At 73.1% G+C, this 26,029-nt stretch carries 20 protein-coding genes and 4 pseudogenes; 9 read left to right on the top strand and 15 right to left on the bottom strand.

Going from position 1 to position 26,029, the window contains the following annotated elements:
- Positions 1 to 291: 291 nt before the first annotated feature.
- The 10 genes and pseudogenes from E1166_RS01450 to E1166_RS01410 form a co-directional block, all read right to left on the bottom strand.
- Positions 292 to 612 carry a multidrug efflux SMR transporter gene (locus E1166_RS01450; protein WP_132335049.1) on the bottom strand — a complete coding sequence of 107 codons (321 nt, stop codon included), beginning with the start codon at positions 610 to 612 and terminating at the stop codon, positions 292 to 294.
- A gap of 337 nt (positions 613 to 949) precedes the next feature.
- Entirely contained in the window at positions 950 to 1,273 is a 324-nt protein-coding gene (locus tag E1166_RS01445; RefSeq protein ID WP_132264798.1) for an antibiotic biosynthesis monooxygenase family protein, read from the bottom strand.
- Complete coding sequence (locus tag E1166_RS01440) at positions 1,273 to 2,520, bottom strand: beta-ketoacyl synthase N-terminal-like domain-containing protein (RefSeq protein ID WP_132335047.1); 1,248 nt, start codon at positions 2,518 to 2,520, stop codon at positions 1,273 to 1,275. The genes E1166_RS01445 and E1166_RS01440 overlap by 1 nt, the downstream gene beginning before the upstream one ends.
- Positions 2,517 to 3,785, bottom strand: coding sequence for a beta-ketoacyl-[acyl-carrier-protein] synthase family protein (locus E1166_RS01435; RefSeq protein WP_132264794.1), 1,269 nt, complete (start codon positions 3,783 to 3,785; stop codon positions 2,517 to 2,519). Before E1166_RS01435 ends, E1166_RS01440 begins: the two co-directional genes overlap by 4 nt.
- Positions 3,782 to 4,186, bottom strand: coding sequence for a cupin domain-containing protein (locus E1166_RS01430; protein ID WP_132264792.1), 405 nt, complete (start codon positions 4,184 to 4,186; stop codon positions 3,782 to 3,784). Before E1166_RS01430 ends, E1166_RS01435 begins: the two co-directional genes overlap by 4 nt.
- Positions 4,183 to 4,890, bottom strand: coding sequence for an SRPBCC family protein (locus tag E1166_RS30685; protein WP_165944210.1), 708 nt, complete (start codon positions 4,888 to 4,890; stop codon positions 4,183 to 4,185). The genes E1166_RS01430 and E1166_RS30685 overlap by 4 nt, the downstream gene beginning before the upstream one ends.
- A gap of 57 nt (positions 4,891 to 4,947) precedes the next feature.
- A pseudogene (locus E1166_RS30680) lies at positions 4,948 to 6,291 on the bottom strand (acetyl-CoA carboxylase biotin carboxylase subunit); the annotation flags it as partial.
- Between the two features lie 12 nt (positions 6,292 to 6,303).
- Complete coding sequence (gene accB / locus E1166_RS01420; protein ID WP_243710079.1) at positions 6,304 to 6,789, bottom strand: acetyl-CoA carboxylase biotin carboxyl carrier protein; 486 nt, start codon at positions 6,787 to 6,789, stop codon at positions 6,304 to 6,306.
- A 26-nt stretch (positions 6,790 to 6,815) separates the two neighbouring features.
- Positions 6,816 to 8,537: an acetyl-CoA carboxylase carboxyl transferase subunit alpha gene (gene accA, locus E1166_RS01415; protein ID WP_132335041.1), complete on the bottom strand. Its 1,722-nt coding sequence runs from the start codon at positions 8,535 to 8,537 to the stop codon at positions 6,816 to 6,818.
- A complete protein-coding gene (locus E1166_RS01410; protein WP_132335039.1) occupies positions 8,534 to 8,896 on the bottom strand; it encodes a TcmI family type II polyketide cyclase in 363 nt (120 codons plus the stop codon). Before E1166_RS01410 ends, accA begins: the two co-directional genes overlap by 4 nt.
- 407 nt (positions 8,897 to 9,303) lie before the next feature.
- On the opposite strand from E1166_RS01410, the gene E1166_RS01405 reads away from it, so the two are divergent.
- From E1166_RS01405 to E1166_RS31690, 4 genes and pseudogenes are all read left to right on the top strand, one after another.
- Positions 9,304 to 10,131 (top strand): BTAD domain-containing putative transcriptional regulator, encoded by an 828-nt coding sequence (locus E1166_RS01405; protein WP_132335037.1) that lies wholly within the window; start codon positions 9,304 to 9,306, stop codon positions 10,129 to 10,131.
- A gap of 150 nt (positions 10,132 to 10,281) precedes the next feature.
- The gene (locus E1166_RS01400) at positions 10,282 to 10,629 is read left to right on the top strand and encodes a TcmI family type II polyketide cyclase (RefSeq protein WP_132267136.1); all 348 of its coding nucleotides are present in this window, start codon (positions 10,282 to 10,284) and stop codon (positions 10,627 to 10,629) included.
- Between the two features lie 13 nt (positions 10,630 to 10,642).
- Positions 10,643 to 11,992, top strand: a complete 1,350-nt coding sequence (locus tag E1166_RS01395) for an NAD(P)/FAD-dependent oxidoreductase (RefSeq protein WP_132335035.1) — start codon at positions 10,643 to 10,645, stop codon at positions 11,990 to 11,992.
- Positions 11,993 to 13,130: 1,138 nt separating this feature from the next.
- Positions 13,131 to 13,382 (top strand): annotated as a pseudogene (locus E1166_RS31690) (DUF4332 domain-containing protein); the annotation flags it as partial.
- 65 nt (positions 13,383 to 13,447) lie between these two features.
- On the opposite strand, the pseudogene E1166_RS01385 reads toward E1166_RS31690, so the two are convergent.
- The 5 genes and pseudogenes from E1166_RS01385 to E1166_RS01365 all read right to left on the bottom strand — a co-directional run.
- Positions 13,448 to 13,729: pseudogene (locus E1166_RS01385) on the bottom strand (hypothetical protein); the annotation flags it as partial.
- Between the two features lie 257 nt (positions 13,730 to 13,986).
- Entirely contained in the window at positions 13,987 to 16,380 is a 2,394-nt protein-coding gene (locus tag E1166_RS01380) for a tetratricopeptide repeat protein (protein ID WP_132335029.1), read from the bottom strand.
- 671 nt (positions 16,381 to 17,051) lie between these two features.
- A pseudogene (locus E1166_RS31685) lies at positions 17,052 to 17,240 on the bottom strand (hypothetical protein); the annotation flags it as partial.
- Positions 17,241 to 17,420: 180 nt separating this feature from the next.
- The gene (locus E1166_RS01370; protein ID WP_132335027.1) at positions 17,421 to 18,236 is read right to left on the bottom strand and encodes a SigB/SigF/SigG family RNA polymerase sigma factor; all 816 of its coding nucleotides are present in this window, start codon (positions 18,234 to 18,236) and stop codon (positions 17,421 to 17,423) included.
- A 316-nt stretch (positions 18,237 to 18,552) separates the two neighbouring features.
- Positions 18,553 to 20,211 carry an FAD-binding dehydrogenase gene (locus E1166_RS01365; RefSeq protein WP_132335025.1) on the bottom strand — a complete coding sequence of 553 codons (1,659 nt, stop codon included), beginning with the start codon at positions 20,209 to 20,211 and terminating at the stop codon, positions 18,553 to 18,555.
- A 95-nt stretch (positions 20,212 to 20,306) separates the two neighbouring features.
- On the opposite strand from E1166_RS01365, the gene E1166_RS01360 reads away from it, so the two are divergent.
- From E1166_RS01360 to E1166_RS01340, 5 genes are all read left to right on the top strand, one after another.
- Positions 20,307 to 21,512 carry a helix-turn-helix domain-containing protein gene (locus tag E1166_RS01360; protein ID WP_165944200.1) on the top strand — a complete coding sequence of 402 codons (1,206 nt, stop codon included), beginning with the start codon at positions 20,307 to 20,309 and terminating at the stop codon, positions 21,510 to 21,512.
- A 119-nt stretch (positions 21,513 to 21,631) separates the two neighbouring features.
- Positions 21,632 to 23,266 carry a copper resistance protein CopC gene (locus E1166_RS01355; RefSeq protein ID WP_243710073.1) on the top strand — a complete coding sequence of 545 codons (1,635 nt, stop codon included), beginning with the start codon at positions 21,632 to 21,634 and terminating at the stop codon, positions 23,264 to 23,266.
- A gap of 169 nt (positions 23,267 to 23,435) precedes the next feature.
- On the top strand, positions 23,436 to 24,449 hold the full coding sequence (locus E1166_RS01350; RefSeq protein ID WP_132335019.1) for a LacI family DNA-binding transcriptional regulator: 1,014 nt from the start codon (positions 23,436 to 23,438) through the stop codon (positions 24,447 to 24,449).
- Positions 24,450 to 24,534: 85 nt separating this feature from the next.
- Positions 24,535 to 25,299: a hypothetical protein gene (locus E1166_RS01345; RefSeq protein WP_132335016.1), complete on the top strand. Its 765-nt coding sequence runs from the start codon at positions 24,535 to 24,537 to the stop codon at positions 25,297 to 25,299.
- The gene (locus E1166_RS01340; RefSeq protein WP_347813007.1) at positions 25,299 to 25,955 is read left to right on the top strand and encodes a DUF6529 family protein; all 657 of its coding nucleotides are present in this window, start codon (positions 25,299 to 25,301) and stop codon (positions 25,953 to 25,955) included. Before E1166_RS01345 ends, E1166_RS01340 begins: the two co-directional genes overlap by 1 nt.
- Positions 25,956 to 26,029: the final 74 nt, after the last annotated feature.

Genomic DNA, 26,029 nt, shown 5'->3' with positions numbered 1-26,029 from the left:
TCGCCCACCGCCCAACCTCAATCAGGGCGGAATCCGCCCATAAAGTGCGTCTCTCGGGGTGCTGCCGGAACCCTACGACAGCCCGGATCACCATTGCCAGATGCAAATGGCTAGATCAAAAGGAGCGGGCAGCCGGATTGCCCACGCTCGATCGGACAGGCAGGATCGGGCGCGTATGCGCCGGGGGCAACCTCAACGAGATCCACGCCGATCCAGGCGGTCCAGGTGACGGTGGCGTTCGGGGTCAGCCGGCCCGGGTCCGAGACGACGGGTGGGCAGATCTGGCCGTGCTCAGTGGGTGCCGCCGAGGTTGAGGATCACCACGCCGGCGATGACCAGGCCGACACCGACCACCTTGGTCACGCTCAGCGGCTCGTGCAGGAAGGCGGCACCGATCGCCACGATCGCCGCAGTGCCCAGCCCGGACCAGACCGCGTACGCCACCCCGACCGGGATGTCCCGCACCGCCAGGGCCAGCATCCCGAAGGCGAACAGGTAGGACACCGCCAGGCCGAGGGTCGGCCAGAGCCGGGTGAACCCGTCGGTCGCCTTGAGCAGACTGGTGCCGAGCACCTCGGCGGAGATCGCGAGCAGCAGGAAGACGTACGCCATGCGGTGATCCTCCCGCCGGGCGCCCCCTGCCGCATCCGACGGGCGGCGCGGCAACGGTAAAACGTCGCGGTGTGTAGCCGATCTGGCGGCTGCGCCGACCCCGCCCCGGCTTCTGTGTTCTGCCGCCACCCACGCACCGGTAACCCTGGGTGAGTAGTCGTCACCCGAGGACACCACCCCTCCCGGTGATACCCACTGGTCTTCAGGGTGGTGCGCCGATGGCGGCAGAGCAAAGTGAACCGACCCGCGCGGATAGTTCCACGCCGCGATGTCACTGACCGCAACCTGGCTGGCTGTCACTCGGCGTGGTCACCGGGGTGGGGTGGTGCGGCCTGCCTCAGACCCGGGCCACCTCCGGGGTCTGGGCGTGGATGACAAAACGCAGCGACCGGGCGTCGGTGAAACACTCGCGCATCGGCCGCACCTGCTCGCGGTGCTCCGGGCTGCGCTCCCACGCCTCGAAGTCCGCCAACGACTCCCACTCGCTGGTGATCAGCCACTGCTCCGGATCGGTGACGGAGCGGCACACCTGGTCCACCAGGTGCCCCGGCACCCCCTCGGCGACCAGATGCCGCACCGCCTCGTAGGCCCGCAGGAAGTCCTCGGTGCGCTCCTGCGCCACCCGTACCAGGAAGACGATCCGGGCCCGTCGACCGCTCATCACGCCCCTCCCCTCGACGCCGGTGGCGCCCCACGCAGCACCAGCGCGCTGTTGAAACCGTCGAAGCCCCGGGCGCAGACCAGCGCGAGCCGGTGCCGGGGTCGCCGGGGCGTACGCAGGAAGTCCAGGTCGCATCCCGGCGCCGGCTCCCCCGGAGCGGCCGAGGCGGGCAGCGTGTCGTGATGGAACGCCAGCAGCGCGGTCGCCACGTCCAACGCCGCGCCCCCCTGATGGGCCCGGCCGGTCAACGGCTTCTGCGTGCTCACCGGCGGCGGCCGGTCACCGAAGACCACCCGCAGCGCCTCGGCCTCGGCCCGGTCGTACCGGGGCACCCCGAGGGCGTCCGGCAGGACCACGTCCACCTCGTCGGCGGTGACGCCCGAGCGGTCCAGGGCCAGCCGCATCGCCCGGGCGTACCGGCCGGGATCGCCCGCGCCGTCCGGGCCGGTGTGCGCGGCGTCGTGGGTTGCCCCCCAGCCGGTCACCTCGCCGTAGATCCGGGCGCCCCGGGCCATGGCGTGCCCGAACTCCTCCACCACGAAGACCGCCCCGCCCTCGGCGGGCACGTATCCGGCCGCCGACCGGTCGAACGGCCGGTACGCTGCCTCCGGATCGGAATCGTCGCTGAGCAGGCCGGAGCGGAGCTGGCAGGCCAGCGCGTACGGGCTCAGCGGGCACTCGGTGGCACCGGCGATGACCACCGGGGTGCCCCGGCGCACGGTACGCACCGCGTGGGCGAGGCTGTCCAGCCCGCCGGCGGTCTCGGCGACCAGCACCCCGCACGGGCCCTTGAACTGGTGGTGGATGGAGAGCTGCCCGACGCTGGCCGCGTAGAACCAGGCGATCGACTGGTACGCCCCGACGGTGCGGGTGCTGCCACCCCAGAGCCGTTGCAGTTCCCGCTGCCCGAACAGGTTGCCCCCGGACGAACTGGCCAGGGTGACCGCCCAGCCGTACGGGTCGGGGGCCCGCTCGGGCAGCCCGGCGTCGGCCAGCGCCAGCCTCGTGGCGGCGAACCCCAGATGGGTCCACCGGTCGGTCTGCACCAACTGCCGGTTGTCGGCCCACGCCGCCGCCTCGAATCCGGGCACCTCCCCGGCCACCCGGGTCGGGTATCGCGCCGGGTCGAACAACGTGATCGGAGCGGTGCGGCGGGTGCCCTCGACGACCGTACGCCAGTGCGCGTCGGCGCCCACACCGCTGGGGGCCACCACCCCGATCCCGGTCACCACCGCCCGGATGCTCATCCGCCGACCGCCAGCCGGCGGAAGACCATCGCGGACTGGAAGCCACCGAACCCGCTGCCCACCGACAGGGCCACGTCCACCGGGGCCTCCCGGGCCACATTCGGCACGTAGTCCAGGTCGCACTCCGGGTCCCGGGTGGTCCAGTTCGCGGTGGGCGGCACCACCCCGTACTCGATGGCCAGGGCGCAGGCGGCCATCTCGATCGAGCCGATCGCGCCCAGCGAGTGCCCGACCATCGACTTGATCGAGCTGATCGGCACCCGGTACGCGGTCTCGCCCAGTGCCCGTTTGAACGCCGCCGTCTCGTGCCGGTCGTTCTGCCGGGTGCCGGAGCCGTGCGCGCTGATGTACGAGACGTCCTGCGGCGCGAGCCGGGACTGGCGCAGCGCGTCGGCGATGGCCAGGCCCATCTCCACCCCGTCCGGGCGCAGCCCGGTCATGTGGAAGCCGTTGGCCCGGCTGGCGTACCCGGCGAGTTCGCAGTAGACGTGCGCGCCCCGGCGGCGGGCGTGTTCCCACTCCTCCAGCACCAGCACCGCGGCGCCCTCGGCGAGAACGAAACCGTGCCGGTCGGCGTCGAACGGACGCGAGGCGTGCGCCGGGTCGTCGTTGTCCGGGCTGGTCGCCTTGATCGCGTCGAAGGAGGCGACGGTGACCGGGGAGATCGGCGAGTCGGACGCCCCGGTCAGCACGATGTCGGCCTCCCCGTCGACGATCAACTGGTGGGCGTAGCCGATGGCGTCGATGCCGGAGGTGCAGCCGGTGGAGACGACCTGGGCGGGGCCGTGCACGCCGTGCCGGACGGCCACGTCGGCGGCCAGGCTGCTGGGCACCAGCGCCGGGTAGAGGTACGGCCCACCGAGGGTGTGGTCGACCAGCCACCGCCGGCCGGAGTCGCTGACCCGCACGTACTCCTGTTCCAGGGCCATGGTGCCGCCGACGGCGGTGCCGAGCACCACCCCGGTGACCTCCCGTTCGGCGTCGGTGAGCACCAGGCCGCTGTCGGCGAGGGCCTCGGTGGAGCAGGCCAGGGCGAACTGCACGTACCGGTCGGCGCGCTGCCGCTCGGCCAGGGTGATGCCGGCGGCGTCGGGGTCGAAGTCGCACTCGGCGGCGATCTGGGAGCGGAACGGCGACGGGTCGAAGAAGCTGATCCGGCGGGTCGCCGTCCGTCCCTCGGTGACGGTCTTCCAGAAACGGTCCCGGGTGGCGCCGCCCGGCGCGACCACCCCGACGCCGGTGACGACCGTGCGGCGCCCGGTCACGACGCGCCCCGCTGTTCGACCAGTTCGGTGTCGACGTGGCCGAGTTCCGGGCGGGGGGCCAGCGGCCCGAGGTGGAAGACCACCTCGGCCGGCTCGTCGCCGGTGTTGCGCAGCCGGTGCCGCACGTTGCGGGGCACGAACAGCGCCTCCCCGGCGGCCAGCGGTACCGGTTCGTCGTCCAGGTCGACGGTGATGGCGCCCCGCGCGACGTACAGGAACTCCTCGCTGTACGGGTGGTAGTGCTCGGCGATCCGTTCCCCCGGGCGCAGCGCCGCGACCCCCATGAAGCCGGAGGTGCTGCCGACGGTACGCGGCCCGAGCAGCACCCGCAGCTCGCCGCCGCGACGCCGGTCGGGGGTGATGTTGCGGGCGGCGACCAGTCCGCTGGTGATCTCGGTCATCGCGTGCCTCCCGCGTACGCCAGTTCGATCTTCTCCTTGATGATCTGGAGCTGGATCCGGCTGTTGGCGTTGATCCGGTCGGTCATGCCGGCGTCGTCCACCGGCGCCGTGGGTTTCATGGCGAAGTCCTGCACCCACGTCATGCGGGTGCCCTCGGGTTCCTCGGTGTAGCGCCAGTGGATGCGCATGTACTCGAACGGCCCGGTCTCCACCCGGCGCGCCCGGACCTGCCGGGTGGTCGGGTCGGCGGTGCGCTCGCTGACCCAGCTCCACGCGATGCCGTTCTCGTCGGGGTGCATGGTGAGCCGGAACCGCACCGTGTCGCCCTCACGGTGCAGGATCTCCACCACGGCGTACTCGGTGAACAGCTCGGTCCACCGGGCCACGTCGTTGGTGATGTCCCAGACCAGCGGCAGCGGGGCGGCGATGACGATGCTGTTCTCGGTGTGCCCGCACGGCCGGGTGCGGCGGGCCACCAGGTCGGCCACGGCGGGGATGCTCAGCTGCCCGGACTGTTCGGGAATCTGCACCTGCCAACGGTCGGCGACCACGGCGGAGAGTTCCAACAGGGCCAGCGAGTCCATGCCCAGTTCCTCCAGTGAGGCGGCGGGTGCGCGGGCGGCCGCGTCGGCGTCCAACCCGCAGTGCGCCACCAGGATGTCGGTGATCTGCTCGGTGAGCGGCTGGCCGTGCGTGACGGTCATGGTTCCTCCTCGGTCGCGGTCAGGACTTCTCGGCGGCCGGCGTCGCGGTGGCGGGGCGGCGAGGAGCCGGTCGACCAGTGCGGTGGTGTGGCGGGCCGCGCGGAAGTCGGCGTCGTCCAGAACCCGCCGGACGAAGGGGATGGTGGTACGCACCCCCGGCCCGGCGATCTCGAACTCCGCCAGGGCCCGGTCGAGCCGGCGCAGCGCCAGCTCCCGGTCCGGCGCCCAGACGACGACCTTCGCCAGCAGCGAGTCGTAGTACGGCCCGACCAGGTAACCGGGGTGCCCGTGGGTGTCGACGCGGGTGAACGGGCCGCCCGGCGGGACGAACCGGTCCAGCCGGCCCGGGGTGGGCGCGAAGTCCCGGTCCGGGTCCTCCACGTTGACCCGGCACTCCACGGCCACCCCCTGCGGGCGGACCTCGTCCTGGCGGATCCGTAGCGGCTTCCCGGCGGCGATGTGCAGCTGCTCGTGTACCAGGTCGATTCCGGTGATCATCTCGGTGACCGGGTGCTCCACCTGGATCCGGCAGTTGATCTCCAGGAAGTGGAATCCCTGCTCGGCGTCGACCAGGAACTCGACGGTGCCGGCGCCGGTGAAGCCCACCTCCAGTGCGCCGTGCAACGCGGTACGCGCGATCGCGTCGAGGGTCTCGGCGGACAGTGCCGGGGCCGGCGCCTCCTCGACCAACTTCTGGTGCCGGCGCTGCACCGAGCAGTCCCGGGTGCCCAGGTGCACACCGTTGCCGTGGGCGTCGCAGAGGACCTGCACCTCGACGTGCCGGGCGTCGGTCAGGTACCGCTCCACGTACACCCGGTCGTCACCGAAGGCGGCCTGCGCGGCGGCCCGGGTACGCGCGTAGGCCCGGGACAACTCGGCCGGGGAGCCGACCACGGTCATCCCCCGCCCGCCACCGCCCGCGGCGGCCTTGACGATCACCGGGTATCCGACCTCGTCGGCGATCTCGGCGGCCCGGGCCGCGGTGGGCACGGGGCTGACGCTGCCCCGCGGCAGTGGCAGCCCGGCCCGGCTCATCAGCGCCCGCGCCGAGGACTTGTCGGCGAGCGCGGCCATCACCTGCGGAGGCGGACCGATGAAGGTCAGACCGTTGTCGGCGCAGATCTCGGCGAAGTCGGCGTCCTCGGAGAGGAAACCGTAGCCGGGGTGCACCGCGTCCGCGCCGACCTGCCGCGCCGCCTCGACGATCGCGGCGGCGTTGAGGTAGCTGCGCCGAGCCGACGCTGGTCCGATCAGGACGGCCCGGTCGGCGAGACGCACGGCCGCCGAGTCGGTGTCTGCCGTGGAGTGGACCACCGCCGTCCGGATGCCCAGTTCACGGCAGGCGCGCAGCACCCGCACCGCGATCTCGCCCCGGTTGGCGACCAACACTGTGGAGAACATGGCGGCACCACCTCAGACCGGGTCGAGTGCGACCAGCGGCTGGTCGTACTCGACCGGCCGGCCGTCGTCGACGAGGATCTCGACCACCCGGCCGGCCCGCTCGGCGGTCACCTCGTTCATCAGCTTCATCGCCTCCACGATCCCGACCACCTGTCCGGGCCGGACCAGGTCACCGACCCGGACGAAGGGCGCGGCGCCGGGCTCCGGGGCGCGGTAGAACGTGCCGACGATCGGCGAGCGCACCGCCACCCGACCGGTGGCGGCGGCCGGGCGTTGCGGGCGTGGCGTCGGCACGGCCGGCTCCGGGGCACGGGCCGGTTCCACCGCCGCGGCGATCCCGTGCCACTCGATCTCCAGCACGGTGTCCCCGCTGCGCAGCCGCACCCGCCGGACCGGGCCGGCGACCTCGGCGACGAGTTGCCGGGCGTGCCGGCGCAGTCCGGCCAGGACGGTGTCCACCTCGTGCGTCACCGGCACGCCGCCGGTTTCGGTGGGCACGCCGTCGGCGGGGACGACGCCGGCGCTCACCGGGCACCCGCCCGCAGGCCGGTACGGGCGGCGCCGAAGCGCCGGAAGCGTTGCCGCCGTCGGCGGACCAGGGTCGCCGGGGGTACGTCGAGCAGGGGAAGCAGGTTGGCCAGTACCGCGTCACGCAGCATCCGGGCGGCCCCTTCCGGGTCGTGGTGGGCGGCCGGTGCCGGCTCGGGTACGAGGTCGTCGGCGACGCCGAGCCGGCACAGGTCCGGAGCGGTCAGCCGCAACGCGCGGGCCGCCTGCGGGGCGGCACCACGGTCCGGCCAGAGAATCGCGGCGCAGCCCTCGGGGCTGATCACCGAGTAGACGGCGTGCTGAAGCATCAGCACCCGGTCGGCGACGGCGAGGGCGAGCGCACCGCCGCTGCCGCCCTCGCCGGTGATCACCGCGACGACGGGGGTGGGCAGCACGCTGAGACACAGGATGTTCTCCGCGATGGCGGCCGCCTGACCCTGCATCTCGGCGTCGACGCCGGGGTCGGCGCCGGGGGTGTCGACCAGGGTGACCACCGGCAGACCGAGCCGGGCGGCGAGCCGGAACAGCCGCAACGCCTTGCGGTGCCCGGCCGGGCTGGCCATGCCGAAGTTCCGGGTCACCAGTTCACCGGTGGTGTGTCCCTTCTGGTGGCCGACCACCATCACGTGCCGCCCGTCGAGCCGGGCCAGGCCGCCGACCACCGCCGGGCAGTCCCCGCCGAGCCGGTCGCCGTGCAGTTCCACGAAGCCGTCGAAGGTGGTGTCCAGATAGTCCAGGGTGGTCGGCCGCCCGGGATGCCGGGCCAGCCGGACGGTCTCCCAGGCGTCGCCGCCGTCCGGCACCGGCCGGCTACCCGCGGCGGTTGCGTCCGACACCGGCCGGGCGGACGGGCTCTCCTGCCGCGGCACGGCGGCGGCCAGCGCCGGCCGCCGCCCGGACCGGGCGGCGGCCAGCAGCGCCACCAGCCGGCCGCGCAGCGCGTGCCGGGGCACCACCATGTCGACCTGACCGTGGTGGAGCAGGAACTCGGCGGTCTGGAAGCCCTCGGGCAGATCCCGGCCGGTGACCTGGCGGATCACCCGCGGTCCGGCGAACCCCATCCGGGCGCCGCTCTCGGCGAGCACCACGTCGGTGTTGGTGGCGAACGAGGCCGCCACGCCCCCGTAGGTGGGATCGGTGAGCACACTGACGGTGAGCACCCCCGCTTCCCGCAGCTCGGCGATCGCCTGGCTGACCGTGGCCATCTGCATCAGCGACAGGGCTCCCTCCTGCATCCGCGCCCCACCGGAGGCGGTGACCAGGAGCAGCGGGATCCGGTCCGCCAGCGCCCGCTCGGCGGTGCGCGTGATCAGTTCGCCGACGGCGCAGCCGAGGCTGCCGCCGAGGAACCGGAAGTCCATCACGGCCAACGCGCAGGGCTGCCGGCCGATGGTGGCGGTGCCGCAGACCACGGCCTCGTCGAGGCCGGTGCCGGCGCGCGCGGCGCTGAGCCGGTGCGGGTACGGCAGTACGTCGACGAAGCCAATCGGGTCCACCTCGGCCGGGCGTTCCGGCAGCGGGGTGAACGACCCCGGATCGACCAGTTGGGCCACCCGCTCCGGCGCGTCCAGGCGGGAGTGTTCCCCGCACTCCGGGCACACGTCGAGGTTGCGCCGCAGCCGTTTGCGGTACAGCAGGCTGGCGCAACCGGCGCAGCGGGACCAGAGCTGCCCCTCCCGTCCGGCGGTGGCGGTCACGCCCGCTCCCCGCCGTCGCCGGTGACGAACCGGTGTGGTTGACCGGCGTCGTACCGGTAGAAGCAGTGGGCCATGGCGTCCCGCGGTTCCCGCCAGGTCGGCAGGTACGGCGAGATGTAGGGGCGTAGCCGCTCGCTGACCCGGACGAACTCGGGATGCCCGCGGGCGGCCTGGACCGCACCCTGCGTCGCCGACTCCGTCTCCAGCAGGTGCACGTAGAGATCGTGCAGCCGGTAGAGCGAACGGTGCCGGACCCCGACCAGACGGGGCAGTTCCGTCGCGTCGGACTCGGCGAAGATCTCGGCGACCTGCGCTTCGGCGGTGGGCACCACCTTCGCGACGATCAGCGAACGGTCCATGGCTGGGCCTCCCCCCACGGCCTCCGACGCGGGACGGTCCGCGCCGGCCGGGCCGGACGACTGCCGACACGATGCGGCGGACCGCGTCACCGGGGCGTCAACGGGCACCCACCAGGGGGGAATCATCGTGACGATGTGTTGACGCAAGCTGTGCATGAGCTGTGTAAAGATCCATTGCATATAGCCAATCTGACCAGTTCAGAGCCGCTTTCGCGGAGAACCATCGCGCAACGGGAAAGCCACGCTGTCATTGACTGAGAGTTACCGCGATTGATAATCTCCGGAGCGGTCAGCCCGATGGCCGCGGCGCGACGCCGGACCGCGGTGCAGCGACTGGAGACAGTGCGGTCACGGGCAGCCGCGCCGGGACACAGAATCGGGACCAGGGTTCCGTAGGAGGTGCCGCCGTGGCCGCTGCTCCGTCCATGTCGACGACCGGGTCACGACCCGGCGCACCGATCGCGCTGCATCTGCTCGGCGGCTTCCGGCTGCTGCACGGCGACACCTCGATCGTCGTCCCGCGGGGCCTGCAACGGGTCATCGCGCTGATCGGCCTGCGTCCCGGCGCCACCCGCAGTCACCTGGCCGGTCTGCTCTGGCCGGACGCGCCGGAGGAGCGGGCGCTGTCGTCCCTGCGTACGGCGTTGTGGCGGCTGCGCCAGGACCCGTGCTGCCCGCTGGTCACCAGCGGTGACACGGTCCGGCTGGACCCCCGGGTCGGGGTCGACGTGGACGCCCTGGTCGGCGCCGCCGCCCGGGTCCGCGACGGCGACGACCCGGGTGCCGCCGGGGCGCTCGCCGCCGGCCGGCACGACCTGCTCCCCGGGTGGTACGACGACTGGGTGCTCGCCGACCGGGAACGGCTGCGTCAACTGCGCCTGCACATGCTGGAGAACCTCGCCGACCAGCACCTGGCCGCGGGGCGGCACGGCGAGGCGTTGGAGGCGGCCCTGGAGGCGATGTCCGCCGAACCACTGCGGGAGACGCCGCACCGGCTGGTGGTACGCATCCACCTGGCCGAGGGCAACGCCTTCGAGGCGGTGCACGCCTTCTACGTCTACCGCGACCTGCTCCTGCGTGAACTGCGGCTCGAACCGTCCACGGCGATGACCGCACTGTTGCAGGACACCCTCGCCCCGATCCACCAGGCCACCCGCGACGGTTCCGCCACCACCCGCCGCGTGCCCGCCCGGCTGGCCTCCGCCCCTGCCGACCGCCGCGCCACCCGACCCTGACCACACCGGCCGGGCCACCCGCCGGTGGCGGCCACCGGCACGTCACACCCACCGGGTACGGCGTGACGCGGAGGTGACAGAACGGGCGGCAGGGTGGACCCCACGGCGGTCCGTCGCCTCCGGGCGGACGCCACCGACGGAAGGGGTTCCATGAGTCGTCTACTGATCGTCAGCAGGATCATTCCCGGCTCCGAGGGTCGGGTGGCGCAGATCTTCGCCGAGTCCGACGCCACCGAGTTGCCCACCCTGACCGGCGTCCGGCACCGATCCCTGTACTGCCTGCACGACCTGTGCGTCCACGTCATGGAGACCGAGGACGTGGACCCGGACGCGCTGGCCAACGCCCGTAACCATCCGCTGTACCGCCAGGTCAACGAGCGGCTCTCCGCGCACACCTCGCCGTACCTGCCGACCTGGCGGTCACCGCGGGACGCGATCGCCGGCTGCTTCTACCGCTGGGATGCCGCCGAGGTGCCGGCGCCCCGACCGGCCGGTTGACCGGGTACCCGGGATGACTTCCGGACCGCCGCGCGTCCTGATCATCGGTGCCGGCACCGGCGGGCTCTGCCTCGCGCACGGCCTGCGCCGCGCCGGCATCAGCGTCGCCGTCTACGAGCGGTACCGCACCCGCGGCGAGGGCCTGCTGGGCTATCGCATCGGCATCGGACCGACCGGCAGCAAGGCGCTGCGCGAGTGCCTGCCACCGAACCTGTTCGACGTCTACCTGGCCACCTGCGCCCGCTCCCCCCGCTACTTCAACGTCATCACCCAACGGCTGCGGCGGACCGCCTCGTTCCCGCTGCGTTCGGAGACCGACCCGGCCGAGACCGAACGATCGGTGGCCCGGATGACGCTGCGTCAGGTACTGCTCACCGGCCTGGGCGACGTGGTCCACTTCGACAAGACCTTCACCCGGTACGAGCAGCGCGACGACGGCACGGTCACGGCGTACTTCGCCGACGGCAGCAGCGCCACCGGCGATCTGCTGGTCGCCGCCGACGGTACGCAGTCGGCGGTCCGCCGGCAGTACCTGCCACACGCGGTCGTCCGGGACGCCGGCACCGTCAACATCGCCACCCGGATCCCGCTGACCGCACACACCCGCCAGCTCCTGCCGGAGCGGGTGGAGAAGGGCATCTCGCTGATCTTCGGGACCGGCGGTCTGATGGGCGTGCTGCACGTCATGGAGTTCAAGTGGGACCGCGACGGCAGGATCAAGCCCGACGTCAGCGACGACGACGCGGCACTGCTGCACGGCTGGCCCGGTCGGGCGCACGACAACACCCGCGACAACATCAACTTCGTCATCTGGAGCACCGCCCGCCGGTTCCCGCCGGACGTGATGCAGCGCCGGGGCGAGGACCTCGTCCAGCTCGCCCGGGACCTCACCCGTCACTGGCACCCGAACCTGCGGGAACTGCTCGCCCGCAGCGACCCGGGCAGCGCCCTGCCGATCCGGGTGGCCACCAGCGAGCCGATCCCGGCGTGGAAGAGCAGTACGGTGACGCTGCTCGGTGACGCCATCCACACCATGACCCCCGGCCGGGGGGTCGGCGCCAACACCGCGCTACGCGACGCCGCCCTGCTGTGCCGGCAGCTGCGCCGGGCCGCCGCCGGCGACAAGACGCTGGTGCAGGCGGTCGCCGACTACGAGGCGGAGATGGTGCCGTACGGCTTCGCCCGGGTCGCCGACTCGTTGAGCCGCAGCGGCACCAGCGGCGACGACCCGATGTACAAGCCGGTCGTCGGGCGGCTCGCGCTGCTCGGGGCGCGCGGCTACTTCGGAGTCACCAGCCGGGTGCCCCGCCTGGCCCGCCGCTTCGTCGACGAGTTCTACACCTACCGGGGCGAGACCGACTGAACCGCCCGAGGCAGGTCGACGGAATCTCCCGCCGGGTCGCGCCGACGGCACCTCGTCGCGGCCCGGCGGGCCGGCGGCGACACGAGTTTTCGGCATACGGTCGGTCATCCCGCCGACACACCCCGACACCGGCCGTCTCACCTCGGCGGCGATCACCGATCCTCCCTGTCGTGCGAAATACGCGTGTGCGAAGCTGCGCCGAGTTTGCTTCGCGACTTTCACGACGTACGCAAGAGGGAGGTTCGCCGTGCCGTCGACTTTCGGGCAATGGCTGATCGTGATCCTGGCCCTGCTGCTGGGCGGGGCCGCCGGCTGGCTGGCACGCGACCGGCAACTGGCGGGCGGCACCGCCCGGACCCAACCCATCGTGGAGGGTGACCCGGTCGTCGGCCTCACCGAGGCCGAGAAGGCGCACGCCACCGCGACCATCGCCACCCCCCGCCCGGAAGCCACCGTGGACTACGCTCCCGCGCCCGCCGTCATCGATGAGCCCACCGACCGCAGCGCCGCCCCGTCCCCGGTCGACGAGCAGGTCCCGCAGTTCACGGCACCTGCCGAAGAGGCAATCCGGGCGGACGCCACCGACGAGGGGCCGAGCCACGACACCGCCCCGGTCGCCAAAGCCCCGATCTCGGAGACGCCCGTCTCGGAAACACCGGTCCCGCAGGAGCCGATCGCGGAGACGCCCGTCTCGGAAACCCTGGTCACGGAGACGCCCGTCTCGGAGGAGCCGGTCTCGGAGACGCCGGTGCCCGCCGAGGCGACCCGGCGTCTCGACCACGCGGCGCCCGTCGACGCCGAGACCACCAGCCCGGTCAGCGTCGAGGCCGAAGAGCCGGCGACCGCCTCGCCGGGCGTTCCGGCACCGCGTACCCCGATCGAGGACAGCGAGCCGACCGTCGAGGTCGACGCGCTCGACCGGGCGACCTCGGACGACGCCGGATCCGTCGCGGAACCGGCGACCACCGCCCCGGCGACCGTCTCCGCCCCGGCAGGCGTCGTGCCGCCGGCGACCGACGAGCCCGCACCGGCAGACGAGGCCGCACTGACCAACCAGACGGCACCAGCCGACGAGGCGGCACCGGTCGGCGAGCCCGTACCCGCCGACCAGGCCGCGCCGGCCCCGGGCGACGAGGCGGCACCGACGGACGACTTCCGCCGGATCCAGGGGGTCGGCCCGAAGATGGCCGCCGCGTTGCAGGCCGCCGGGATCCGCACCTACCGCCAGCTCGCCGAACTGGACGAGACGGCGCTGCGGGAGACCATCCGCGCCGCTGGGCTCCGCACCGCCCCGAGCCTGGCCACCTGGCCGCAGCAGGCGAAGGTGCTGGCCGGCACCGACGCTGAGTCGGTGCTGCCCGCTCCCGCCGGAGCCGGCGAGCAGAACTGAGGGCGCACTGGTCTGATCCACGCCGGGTGGTGCCGCGGGTCACCCGCGACACCACCCGGCCGGCCTCACCCCGAGTGGCAGCCGCTGCCCATCGGGCCCGTGATTGTTGGCGGCTTACCACTCCTAACTTCTGGGTGTTGGAGTCGTCGGCAGCAGAGGAGGGCGCAGGCGAGGGTGAGGAAGGCTTCGTGGATGTCGTCGCGGATCTCCCAGCGGGTGCGCGGGCGGCGGAACCAGTGCGGCAGGGCGATGGTCTGCTCGACGACCCAGCGTCGTGCGCCCAGGCCGCAGCCGTGCCCGACGCCGCGTCGGGCGATGACCGGGTTGATGCCTTTGGCCCGTAGCTGTGCCGTCGACGACGGTGATCTGGTCGACCCGGCGTCGGCGTACCGGGGATCCTTACAGTGCGTTGCCACAACGCCTCGCGCCCGCGGTACCGCCTTCCCGTTCTCGTTCCTGGGCCAGTGGCCATAGCACCATCGTGTCGCTACGGTTCGGCGTGACGGCCACGCCCTCTCAGGCAGGCGTGCTGCGGAGCGCGCCCTGGTGCTGGCGGCGGCCTGGCTGCGCCGTCATCGCATCGCGCGTTCTCGACCCGCCGGCGCTACGGAGCAGACGACGCGCTGCGACGCGGGCGATCCACGCCGGCGAGCCTCGCCCGGACGCCTTCCGCGTCGGGGTGATTGAGGTCGGTGAGGATTGCCAGCGCCCGCCGCCACGCGGTCCGCGCGGCGCCCGGCCGGCCGGTGAGTTGGTAGCTGTCGCCGAGGTGGGTCAGCGTGGCCGCCTCCGGATAGCGCTCGCCGAGGGCGCGTAGCCGCACGACGGCCTGGCAGAAGTTGGTGACGGCGCGCGTGTAGTCGCCAAGATGGTGGTACGCGTAGCCGAGACTGTCCAATGTGGCGGCCTCGCCACGACGGTCGTCCAGCTTGCGAAGCAGCGTGAGGGCCTCCTGGCAGGCGGCCACGGCTTGGGCGTGGTCGCCGAGATGGACCTGGAACCAACCAATCGCGTTGAGGGCGGAGGCTTGCCCGTACCGGTGGTTCGCCCTGCGGTACAGCGCGAGGGCCTGCCGGGTGTGGTCGAGGGCGACGGCGTAGCGGCCCTGCCGTTCCCCGAGGTAGGCGAGGTGGTGGTGGTCATGGGCCTGCCCGGCGAGGTCACCGCCGCCGGTGTCGAGGTCGAGGGCGCGTTCGAGGTGCGCGCGGGCGTCGGCGTGGCGGCCGGTCTCGATGTAGGGGCGGGCCAGGATCCGGTGGGCGATGGCCGACGCGCGCGGGTCGGCGAGCCGTTCGGCGGCGAGCCTCGCCGCCGCGCCGACGGCGAGCTGGTCGGGCCAGCGCCGGCTGTGTTCGAGGTAGCCGGTCAGGATCCACGCGAGCTGCCAGGCATGCCGGTCGTACCCGCTGCCCGCGGCATGGTCCACCGCCGCGAGCAGCACCGGAAGTTCGGCGGCGAGCCAGGCGAGGGCTGCATCCGGTACGCCCAGAGACTCCAGCGCGGCGTCCAGCCGGGGCGGTTCGAGGGTGACGGCGTCTCGATGGGGGTGCAGTAGCCGGTCGGCGGCGCCAGCGGTGTGCAGGTAGTGGTCGAGGATGCGGGCGGTCGCGGCCTCGCGGTCCGACAGGGTCTCCAGGGTGTCGCTCAGGTCGATGGCGTAGGCGCGCAGCAGATCGTGCAAGGCGTACCGGCCGGCGGCCGGTTCGGTCAGCAGATTGGCGCGGATCAGTTCGGCCAGCAGCGGCGGCACCTCGGGCAACGGCAGCGCGGCGAGGCTGGCGACGGCGGGCGCGGTGGCGTCCGGACCGGGGTGCCGGCCCAGGAGCCGGAACACTCGCGCCGCGGCCGGGGTCAGCGCCCGGTACGACCAGGCGAACACCGCGTGCAGGTCGGTGCTTGGATCGCCGGTGTTGAGAAGCCCGAACGCGTGCCTGCCGTCGCGGAGCTGGTCGGCCAGCTCGCGCAGCGGCACCCGGCGGGTCGCGGCGTGGGCGGCGACGATCGCCAGCGGCAGCGGCAGCCGGGCGCACCGCGTGATGATCTCGTCGACCGCGTGGGGCTCGGCGGCGATCCGCGCGCTGCCGAGGCGGCGTACCAGCAACTGCCTCGCCTCGTCGTGGTTGAGCAGATCGACAGTGACGGGCTGGGCGCCCTCGGCGGCGACCAGGCCGGTGAGCGGATCGCGGCTGGTGATCAGGACCAGGCAGCCCGCGGCGCCGGGCAGCAACGGCCGGACCTGCGCGCCGTCGCGGGCATTGTCCAGCAGGATCAGCAGCCGTCGACCGGCGAGTTCGGTTCGGTACAGGGCGGCCAGCGCGTCCGGCTCCGCCGGAATCCGCCGGACCGGCACGCCGAGGGCGTCGAGGAAGCGGCGGATCGCCTCCCCCGGCTCCATCGCGGGTTCGGACGGACCGAAGCCGCGCAGGTTGACGTAGAGCTGCCCGTCGGGAAAGTGGTCGGCGACCTGGTGCGCCCAGTACACGGCGAGGGCCGTTTTGCCGGCGCCGGCGGTTCCCTCGATCGCGGAGATCACCGCGGTGTTCGCGGTGGCGGCGTCTTCCAGCAGCGTGTCCAGCGCGGCGAGTGAACCGGCCCGCCCGGCGAAGTGCCGTGTGGCGGCCGGCAACTGCCGGGGTACGGCCGCCAGCGGCGCCTGTCGCGACGGCGCGGGTGGCCGCTGCCGCGCGGCGTGCTGCAACGCGTAATCCACCAGGGCGTACCGCGGGCGCCAGAACTCCTCGATCCCGGTGGCCACCGACAGCCGGTCCAGCCGGCCATGATCCTGGGCGTACTGGCGGCAGCCGTCGACGACGCCCCGGACGACCTCCCAGTCCGGCAGCCGTCCGATCCGGCCGCTGAAGATCGCCCCCACCTGGCTCTTGCCCAGCCGTACCCGCACCGCCAGGCCGCGCAGGCTCGGGCCGCCCGCCTGCAAGCGGAGCAGTCGCAGGTCGTCACACAGTTGCCGCAGCAACAGGCGGCCGTCGTCAGCAGCCACCGGCTATCCCGGCGCTGTCCGGCGCTGTCCGGCGCACGGAACCGCAGTACCGTCGTTACCTGCCACGTCGGCCCCGGTTGTCCGCACCTGTCCGTACCAAACGCCGTCAACGATATCGACCGCCGAGGATGCCCTCAAGCACCCGGCCGGAGTGCCCCGAGAAAGGACGGTCGCGTTTGATGGCTACTGGAAGATTGCGGCGAATCACGGCCACCCTCGGCCTGCTGGCGATGACCACGGTGGCGGCGGTTACCGCCGCGCCCTCGCCGGCCGCGGCCAGCGGTACCCGGATCATCACCGGGACCACGAGCTGCTACGGGGGCGCGGTGCCTCCGGTCGGACCGTACGTGGGCGTCGACAGCGGCGGGTGGCCCGGCGCACCCGGCCCCGGATGGCTTCCGGTGGACTCCGTCTCCCCGTTCGACCGCACCAACCCGAACCGGGTATGGACCAAGGTGATCCCCGCGAGCGCGACAAGCATCAAGCTGGACGTGAGGTGCTATGTGAGCTGGAGCGAGTACTACGGGTACGTCACCTACCCTGAGGGCACCTGGCAAGGCTCGACCTACAGCCTGACCCCAGGTACCTCGCCGATCAACTCAACGTGGTCCTGCGCCCGGCAGCCAGTCGCTCCTGGCCCCTGGGTCCGCACGTGCACCCTGACGGCAATGTCATCCGGCTGACCAAGCCGCAGAGCCAAGATCGTGACACCCGAAGGCGTCGCGGGTCGCCCGTTTCATGATCTCGATCATGGAACGGGCGGCCGGTGTGGCGCCGACGGGCGCGAACCGAATGTCCGGACCGTTGCTCCGGACTAGACACATGAGGCGGCGGCCAGACAGCACAGCGCTGCGGGAGTGGTCAGGTAGTGGCAGTCCCGGCGGGTCGAGTTTCCAGCCGCCACCCGTCGACAGTGAACGGGTGCCGTCACGGCGTTGTCGGGTACGCGAAAGCCCGCGCGGTCGCCGAGTGCTCGACGACGGTGCGGGCTTTGCGGTGTGCCGCGGATGCCGGGCCGGGATGGCGACCTGGCGTACGAGTCAGCGCGGTTCGGAAAGCTGACTGCGCAGCTTGGTCAGCGCCCGGGCCAACAGCCGGGAGACGTGCATCTGGGAGACGCCGACCTGCTTGGCGATCTCACTCTGGGTTAGGTTGCCGTAGAAGCGCAGGGTGAGGATCTTCTGCTCGCGTTCGTCCAGGGTGGCCAGGGCCGGCCCGAGGGCGACCCGCAGCTCGGCCAGCTCGAACTCGTTGTCCTCCGCGCCGAGGGTGTCGCCGAGTTCGGTGGCGCTGTCACCGTCGCCGATGGGGGTGGACAGCGAGACCGCGTTGTACGCCCTCGCGCCCTCCAGGCCCTCCAGGACCTCTTCCTCGGTGATGTCCAGATGGGCGGCGATGTCGGCGACCGTGGGTGCCCGGTTCAACGTCTGGGTGAGGGTGCCGTTGGCCTCGGTGATGCGCAGCCGCAGCTCCTGCAGCCGGCGCGGCACCCGGATGTTCCAGGTGCGGTCACGGAAGTGCCGCTTGATCTCACCGAGGATGGTCGGGATGGCGAACCCGGCGAAGTCGACACCGCGGGAGGCGTCGAACCGGTCCACCGCCTTGATCAGACCGAGGGCGGCGGTCTGGGCGAGGTCGCCGTGGGGCTCACCACGGCCGCTGTAGCGGGCGGCGAGGTGGTTGGCCAGCGGCAGCCACGCCTCGATGACCCGGTCGCGCAGCGCCCGCCGCTCCGGGTGTGACTGGGGCAGCGCGGACAGGGCGGCGATCAGCTCGCTGGCGAGGGACTCCTCACCGGTCACCGCCGAACGGGGCGTCTCGGTGCTCGTCGTCAGCGCGATCGTCGTGGTGGTCATGCTGCCCTTCCTGTCCTACGGGGAACGGATGCCTCACAGCACCAGTCGTGCCCGCAACACTAAACCAAAGGGCAGCGGGAATCAACCGAACGGACGATGGATGTAACGCCTATACATGACCAAATCGCATCCAGAGGTTCGATCATTGGCACGGTGGCACAGCCCGGCGTACCCAGATGGTCACCACAGGGGAGCGACCCTCGGACGCCACGGGCGGATCCCGCGGGTGGACGACCGGCAGGGGCGCCGACGAGGGCAGCTTTTCCCACCGGCTGACCGGGGCCGTCCGGTCGAGGCGACGGAACGGCGACGGCGGTCAGCCCACGGCGGTGGCGGCGGCGCGGCCGGCGACGCGACCGGAGAAGAGGCAGCCGCCGAGGAAGGTGCCCTCCAGTGCGCGGTAGCCGTGCATGCCGCCGCCACCGAACCCGGCGACCTCACCGGCGGCGTACACCCCGCCCAACGGCTCGCCGTCGGGCCGCAACACCCGGCCGGACAGGTCGGTGTGCAGCCCGCCCAGGGTTTTGCGGGTCAGCACGTGCAACTGTACGGCGATCAGCGGGCCGGCCGTCGGGTCGAGCAACCGGTGCGGGGTGGCGACCCGGACCAGCCGGTCCCCGCGGTACCGGCGGGCGTCCCGAACGGCGTGCAGTTGGGCATCCTTGCCGAAGGGGTGGGCGATCGCGCGGTCCCGGGCCTCGGCCAGCCGCCGCAGCTCGACGGGGTCGAGCTGCGGCCCGCCGGCCTCGGCGGCGAGCTTGTTCATCCCGTCGACGAGCTCCGGCAGGGTGTCGGCGACGACGAAGTCCGCCCCGTGACGCAGGAACGCCGCCACCGGACCGGGGGCGCCGGCCCGCACGCGACGCAGAACCTGCCGGACGCTACGGCCGGTCAGGTCCGGATTCTGCTCGGAGCCCGACAACGCGAACTCCTTCTCGATGATCTTCTGGGTGAGCAGGAACCAGCTGTAGTCGTACCCGGTGGCCCGCAGGTGTCGCAGGGTGTCGAGGGTGTCGAAGCCGGGAAAGAGCGGCGCCGGCAACCGGCGCCCGGCGGCGTCGAGCCAGAGCGACGACGGGCCCGGCAGGATCCGGATTCCGTGCTGTGGCCAGATCGGGTCCCAGTTGCGCAGGCCCTCGGTGTAGTGCCACATCCGATCCGGGTTGATCACCTGCCCGCCGGCCGCCTCGGTGACGGCCAGCATGCGCCCGTCGACGTACGCGGGCACCCCGGCGACCATCCGGGCCGGCGGGGTGCCCATCCGCGCCGGCCAGGCCCGCCGGACCAGATCGTGGTTGCCCCCGATCCCGCCCGACGTGACGATCACGGCCTGCGCGTCGTACCCGAAGTCACCGACCGCCACCCGGGAGGTGCTCCGCCCCCGTGGCGCGTCGTCGGGGGCCAGGACCGTCCCCCGTACGCCGGTGACCACGCCGCCGGTGGTGACCAGTTCGTCGACCCGGTGCCGGAACAGCAGCCGGACCCGGCCCTCGGCCTCGGCCTGCCGCACCCGGCGGGCGAACGGCTCGACCACGCCGGGGCCGGTTCCCCAGGTGATGTGGAACCGGGGCACCGAGTTGCCGTGTCCGTCCGCCGCCGCCCCGCCGCGCTCGGCCCAGCTGACCACGGGGAAGATCCGGTGCCCCATCCCGCGCAACCAGGCCCGCTTCTCACCGGCGGCGAAGTGCACGTACGCCTGGGCCCATCGGCGTGGCCAGTGGTCCTCGGGGCGGTCGAAGGCGGCGCTGCCGAGCCAGTCCTGCCAGGCCAGCTCGACCGAGTCGCGGATGCCCATCCGCCGCTGTTCGGGGGAGTCGACGAAGAAGAGACCGCCGAAGGACCAGTGCGCCTGCCCGCCGAGACTCTGCTCCGGCTCCTGGTCGAGCAGCAGCACCCGACGGCCGGCGTCGGCGGCCTCGGCGGCGGCGACCAGGCCGGCCAGCCCGGCGCCGATCACGATGACATCGGTATCCACGCCCCCGACCGTACGCACCAGGCTGCCAAAATGATCGACACGGAAGCACAGGATCCGCCCCCGGGTTTGGAACCGGGATGACAAGGAGTGGCGAGATGTCCGACACGTTGATCGACATCGAGCCCGGGCTCGCCGCCCTGCCGCCGGCCGTCGGGGCGCACATGCGCGGCCTGCGCCCGGCGTTGCACGAGCGGATCCTGAGCACCGTGCGGACGGCGATGCGGGCGCAGGGGCGGTCGCTGACCGGCGGCCAGGGTCAGGGGCTGGCCCTGGGGGTGCAGACCGCGGTGGACGCCTTCGTCGACGCGCTGACCGACCCCGGTCGCGACCTGGCCGCCACCCGGGCGGTGTTCCACGCCCTCGGCCGCACCGAGTACCGGGAGGGGCACCGGGTCGACGCCCTGCGCACGGTACTCACCCTCGGGGCCCGTGATATCTGGGCCTTCCTGGTGGAGCACCGGACCGAGGGCGGGCCGGCCCCGGCCCACCTGTACGTCATCGCCGGGGCGCTGTTCGGCTACGCCGACGCCCTGGCCGGGGCGGCGGCGGAGGGCTTTCTCGACGAGCAGCGCGACGCCGCAGAGGACTGGGCCACCACCCGGCGACGGCTGATCACCCTGCTGGTGCAACCGGAACCACCCGGCGACGCCGCTCTGCGCGCCGCCGCCGACGTCGCCCGCTGGGCCCTGCCGCGCACCGTCGCCGTGCTCAGCGTCGACGGGGGCGACGCCGAGCACCTGGCGCGAGGCATCGGTGGGGGCGCGATCGCCACGGTGGTCGACGACGCCGTCCGGGTCGTCCTGCCCGATCCGGCCACCCCCGGACGTCTCGACCGGGCCCGCCGGGCCCTCGCCGGGCGACGATCGGCGCTCGGACCCACCGTGGAGCTGGGCCGGGCCCGGCTGTCCTACCGGATCTCGCGGCGGGCACTGGCTCTGCGGCAGGAGGGCCGACTGCCCGCCGAGCCGGTCGTCGACGGTGACGGGCATCTGCTCACCCTGCTGACGGCCTGGGAGCCCGGCCTCGCCGACCACCTCGCCGACACCTGGCTGGCCCCGCTGGCCGGTCTGCGGCCCGCCGCCCGGCGCGCGCTGGCCGAGACGCTGTACGAGTGGCTACGCCGGCAGGGGCAGGTCATCGTGGTGGCCGGAGAGCTGCACACCCATCCGCAGACGATCCGGTACCGGATGCGGCAGCTGCGGGTCCACTTCGGCGCGGCCCTCGACGATCCGGACGCCCGGCTGGCCCTTCAGCTCGCGCTGCGGCACCACCTCGACCGGAGCCCCGACACGGTCACATGACCGCACCGAGGCGGCACGGGCGGCCGGCACGCAGGATTCGGGCCGACCCGTGCCGGCGGGGCGGCAGCGAATCGGCCGCCGCGTTGAACCTTCCGGCTGCCGCGTCCGAACCAGTTTGCGTGCGCATCCGATCAGCCGTCCTGGGGTTGCTGCTGGCCCTGCTCTGCGTCCCGCTGGCCCCTGCGGCCCCGGCGTCCGCCCACGCCGTGCTGGTCGCCACCGCCCCGGCGCGGGACGCGGTGGTCGGCGCCCCACCGGCCGAGGTGGTGGTCACCTTCAGCGAGCCGATCGCCCCCGTCGCGGGCCGGGTGCAGGTCCTCGGCCCGGACGGGAAGAAGGTGCACACCGGCGAGCCGGTGGTCCGGGGGGCGACCATGCGCATCGCGGTCCGGGTGCCGGACCGCCCGCTCGGCACGTACCTGGTCAGCTACCGGGTGATCTCCGCCGACAGTCACCCGGTGGCCGGCAGCTTCACCTATTCCGCCGGCGCCCCTTCGGCGAGCCCGCCTCGGCTGAGTGACGAGGAGGAGCGGCAATCGACCGGCCCGCTGGTGCCCGCCGCCAAGTGGGCGGGTTACCTCGGGCTCGTGCTGGCCGTCGGCCCGACGCTGCTCGCCGCCGGACTGTGGCCGCGCCGCCGGTCCCGCCGCCCGGCGGCCGTCACCGCGTACGCCGGGCTGCTGCTGGTCATCGCGGCGACCGCCGCCACCTGGGTCGGACAGGCCGCGGACATGGTCGGCGCGGCGGTGGGCGCGCTCTCCCCGGGCGATCTGAAGGCGGTCGCCGCCAGCGACGTCGGCGTGGTGCTCAGCGCGCGGGTGGCGCTGGTCGGGGTCGCAGCGGGGCTGCTGCCCGCCGTGCTGTCCGGCCGGGCCGGGCGGTGGCGCGCGGTGGCCCTCACCCTGGTCGCGGTGGCCGGGCTGGCTACCTGGCCGCTGGCGGGCCACCCGGTCGCCTCGCCGCTGCCGCCGGTCAGCATCGTCGCCGTCGTCATCCACCTCGCCGCGATGAGCGTCTGGGTGGGCGGTCTGATCGGCATGCTGGCGTTCCTGCTGCGCGGCACGCACGAGCGGGTGCTGGCGCGGATCCTGCCGGCGTGGTCCCGGTGGGCGACCCTCGCGGTGGGGTGGCTGGTCGTCACCGGTGTCGGGCAGGCCGCGATCGAACTGGGCCACCCCGACGCCCTGGTCGGCACCCCGTACGGGCGGTTGCTGCTCGGCAAGGCGGGACTGCTGGCCGCCGTGCTCGCGGTCGCCGCCGGGCAGCGCCGAATGGTACGCCGGAAGGTGGCGGCGGGTCGTCGGGGCCGGGTTGCGGTGGCCGCCGCCGTCGAGGTGGCCGCCACCGCCGTGGTGCTGGCACTGACCGCCCTGCTGGTGCAGACGCCGCCGGGTCGGACCGCCGGCACCGAGGCGGCCCGGGTCGCCCGGGAGGGAGTCGCCCAGACCTTGAGCAGCGAGCTGTACAGCCTCCAGTTCGACATCTACCCGGTGAAGGTGGGAGCGCCGAACTCGCTGCACGCCTACGTCTACACGCCACAGGGGCTGGCACTGCCGGTCGCCGAGTGGAAGGTCAGCCTGGCGCTGCCGGCGGCGGGTGTGGAACCGGTCCCGGTGCGGGTCGAGACCCCGGAGCCGAACCACGGCAGCGCGGAGATCCGGTTCCCGGTGGCCGGTGAGTGGACGCTGCGGTTCACGGTGCGGACCAGCGACATCGACCAGGCCACTGTCACCACCACCGTGCGGGTGCGCTGAGACGGATCGACAACCATCGGAACTTCCGGTCACTTTCGACCTCTGCCGACGAGCGGATCGCGTGGACAATGCGCTCCTGTGGAGGAATCCGGACGGGACACGGCCGGCGACGACCGTCGAAACTTTCGGGGTATGCTGCCGACCTGACCGGACGACATCAGGAGCGGGGATGGACAACCAACGGGCCACACTGGCGCAGATCGCCCGCGCCGCCGGCGTGTCGGTGCCCACCGTCTCCAAGGTCGTCAACGGCCGGCCCGACGTCGCACCCACCACCCGCCAACGGGTGCAGGCGCTGCTCGACGAGCGCGGCTACACCGGTCGGCCCACCGTCCGACCCGACCGGGCCGGCCTGATCGACCTGGTGCTGCGGGATCTGGGCAGCCCGTGGGCAATGCAGATCATCGAGGGCGTCGAGGAGCACGCCCACCGCGCCGGCGTCGGAGTGGTCGTCTCGGCCGCCCACGGGCGGCACCGCAGCCGCCCCGACCGGCGCTGGATCGAACAGCTCTCGGCCCGCCGCTGTGACGGGGTGCTGCTGGTCCTGTCGGACCTGTCCGGCACCCAGCGCAGCCAGCTCGCGGAACTCGGCATACCGGTGGTGGTGATCGACCCGGCCGGGCAACCCACCCCCGACATTCCCTCCGTCGGCGCCACCAACTGGTCCGGCGGCCTCGCCGCCACCGAGCATCTGCTCGGCCTCGGGCACCGCCGGATCGCGGTCATCGGCGGTCCGTCGGACGTGCCGTGCAGCCGGGCCCGGGTGGACGGCTACCGGGCCGCGATGAACGCCGCCGGGGAGCCGATCCCCAGCGGGTACGTCCGCACCGGCGACTTCACCGCGCCGTCCGGGTACCGGGAGACCCACGCCCTGCTCGAGCTGCCCGCGCCCCCCACCGCGATCTTCGCCTGCTCGGACGAGACGGCCTGGGGCGCCTACGAGGCCCTGTACGAGCGCGGCCTGCGGGTGCCCGACGACCTGAGCGTGGTGGGCTTCGACGACGTGGACGGCGCGCGATGGGCGATCCCGCCGCTGACCACCGTACGGCAACCACTGACCGAGATGTCCGCCATGGCCACCCGGATGCTGCTCGCCCTGATCAACGGCGAGGAACTCGACAGCCGGCGCCTCGAGCTGGCCACCCCGCTGGTCGTCCGGCACAGCACCCGCGCTCCCGGCTAGGGTCACCGCCCGCGATTGGTGGATCTGGCGTCGGATTGAACGACCGGGGCTCGCGCACCGTACGTAGGGGTGAAGGGAGCTGCTGATGAAGCGCATCACCCCGTTGCTGACCCTGTTGACCGGGACCGGGATGGCGGCCGTGCTGTTCGCCATGAGCGCCCAGGCGGCGCCGAACGCGGCCGACCCGAAGCCGGCGGCCGCACCCGCCGCCACGGCCGAGGCCGTGCCGGAGGCCGCCGCCGCGCCCGCCGCACCCGCCGAACAGGTCTCCCCTGCCCGGCCGTCGAAGCAGCGCGGCCAGTCAGGGACACCGAACCCGCCACCGGCGTCGGCCGCGCCATCGGCCGACGACAGGGTGGAGGAGAAGAAGGCCACCACCAACTGGACCGGCCGGCTCGACGGCGGCCGCGCCACCATCGCGATCACCGCCAACGGCGGCGAGGCCACGGCGTACCTCTGCGACGGTCGGCAGCTGGAGATCTGGTTGCGCGGCAGCGCGACCGACGGCCAGCTCTCCCTCACCGGGAAGAAGGACGCGCGGCTCACCGGCACGTTCGACGACCGCAAGGCAGCCGGCGAGGTGGTGGTGAACGGCAAGCGTTGGTCGTTCGCGGCCACCGTGGACACGACCGGGCGGCCGGTGCTCTTCCGGGCCACCGCCGCGCAGCGCCGCGCCGGCGTGGACGGCGGCTGGATCATGCTGCCCGACGGTGGTCAGATCGGCGTGGTCACCCGCGACGGTCGCCCTGTCCTGGCTCCGCCGCTCGACCCGGCCTTTGGCACCACCATCGTCGACGGGGTCACCATCCGGGCGGAGCCGGTCTCGACCGAGCTGGGCGCCGGTGCCTGATGACCGGCCGTCGCAGGACCATCGCGGACACCCGGCCGGGCCGGGAGCCGGTCGACGTCCGGGTGTTGAACGAACCGCTCGACGCGGGGCTGGCACCACCCGTCCTGCCCCCACCCGTCCCCGACGGGGCCCGGCAGGGGTCCCTGTTCGTCCCGCTCCTCGTCGGGGCCGCCGTCGCGGTCGCGATGGGCGCGTACGGTCGGTACCACACGCCGACCGGGATCGCGGTGAACGTGGCCGGGTTCTCCAGCCCGTTGACGGTGAAGGTCTGGCTGGGCACCGGAGCCGCGGTGTTCGCCGTGATCCAACTGTTCTCCGCGATGGCGATGTGGGGGCGGCTCGGTGGCTTCTCACCCTCCTGGGCGGGCAGCGTGCACCGGTGGTCGGGGCGGATCGCCTTCCTGCTGACCGTGCCGGTCGCGGTGCACTGTCTCTACGCGCTCGGCTTCGTCGACGCCGAGCCGCGGGCACTGGCCCACTCGCTGCTCGGCTGCCTGTTCTTCGGCGCGTTCAGCACCAAGATGCTCGCCCTGCCGAAGCCGGGACTGGCTGGCTGGGTGCTGCCGGTGGTCGGCGGCGTGGTCTTCACCGTCCTGATCGGAGTGTGGCTGACCTCGTCGCTGTGGTACTTCGCCACGTTCGGCGTCGGTTTCTGAGGAGAGGAAAGGTAAACGGATGAGTGACGACCAGGGTGCGGGCTGCCGGTCCCGGCGGTCCGTGCTGGCCTGCG

It is taken from the genome of Micromonospora sp. KC213 (assembly GCF_004348325.1).
In the GTDB taxonomy this organism is placed as follows: Bacteria; Actinomycetota; Actinomycetes; order Mycobacteriales; family Micromonosporaceae; genus Micromonospora.
This window is presented reverse-complemented; position numbering and strand designations above follow the sequence as displayed.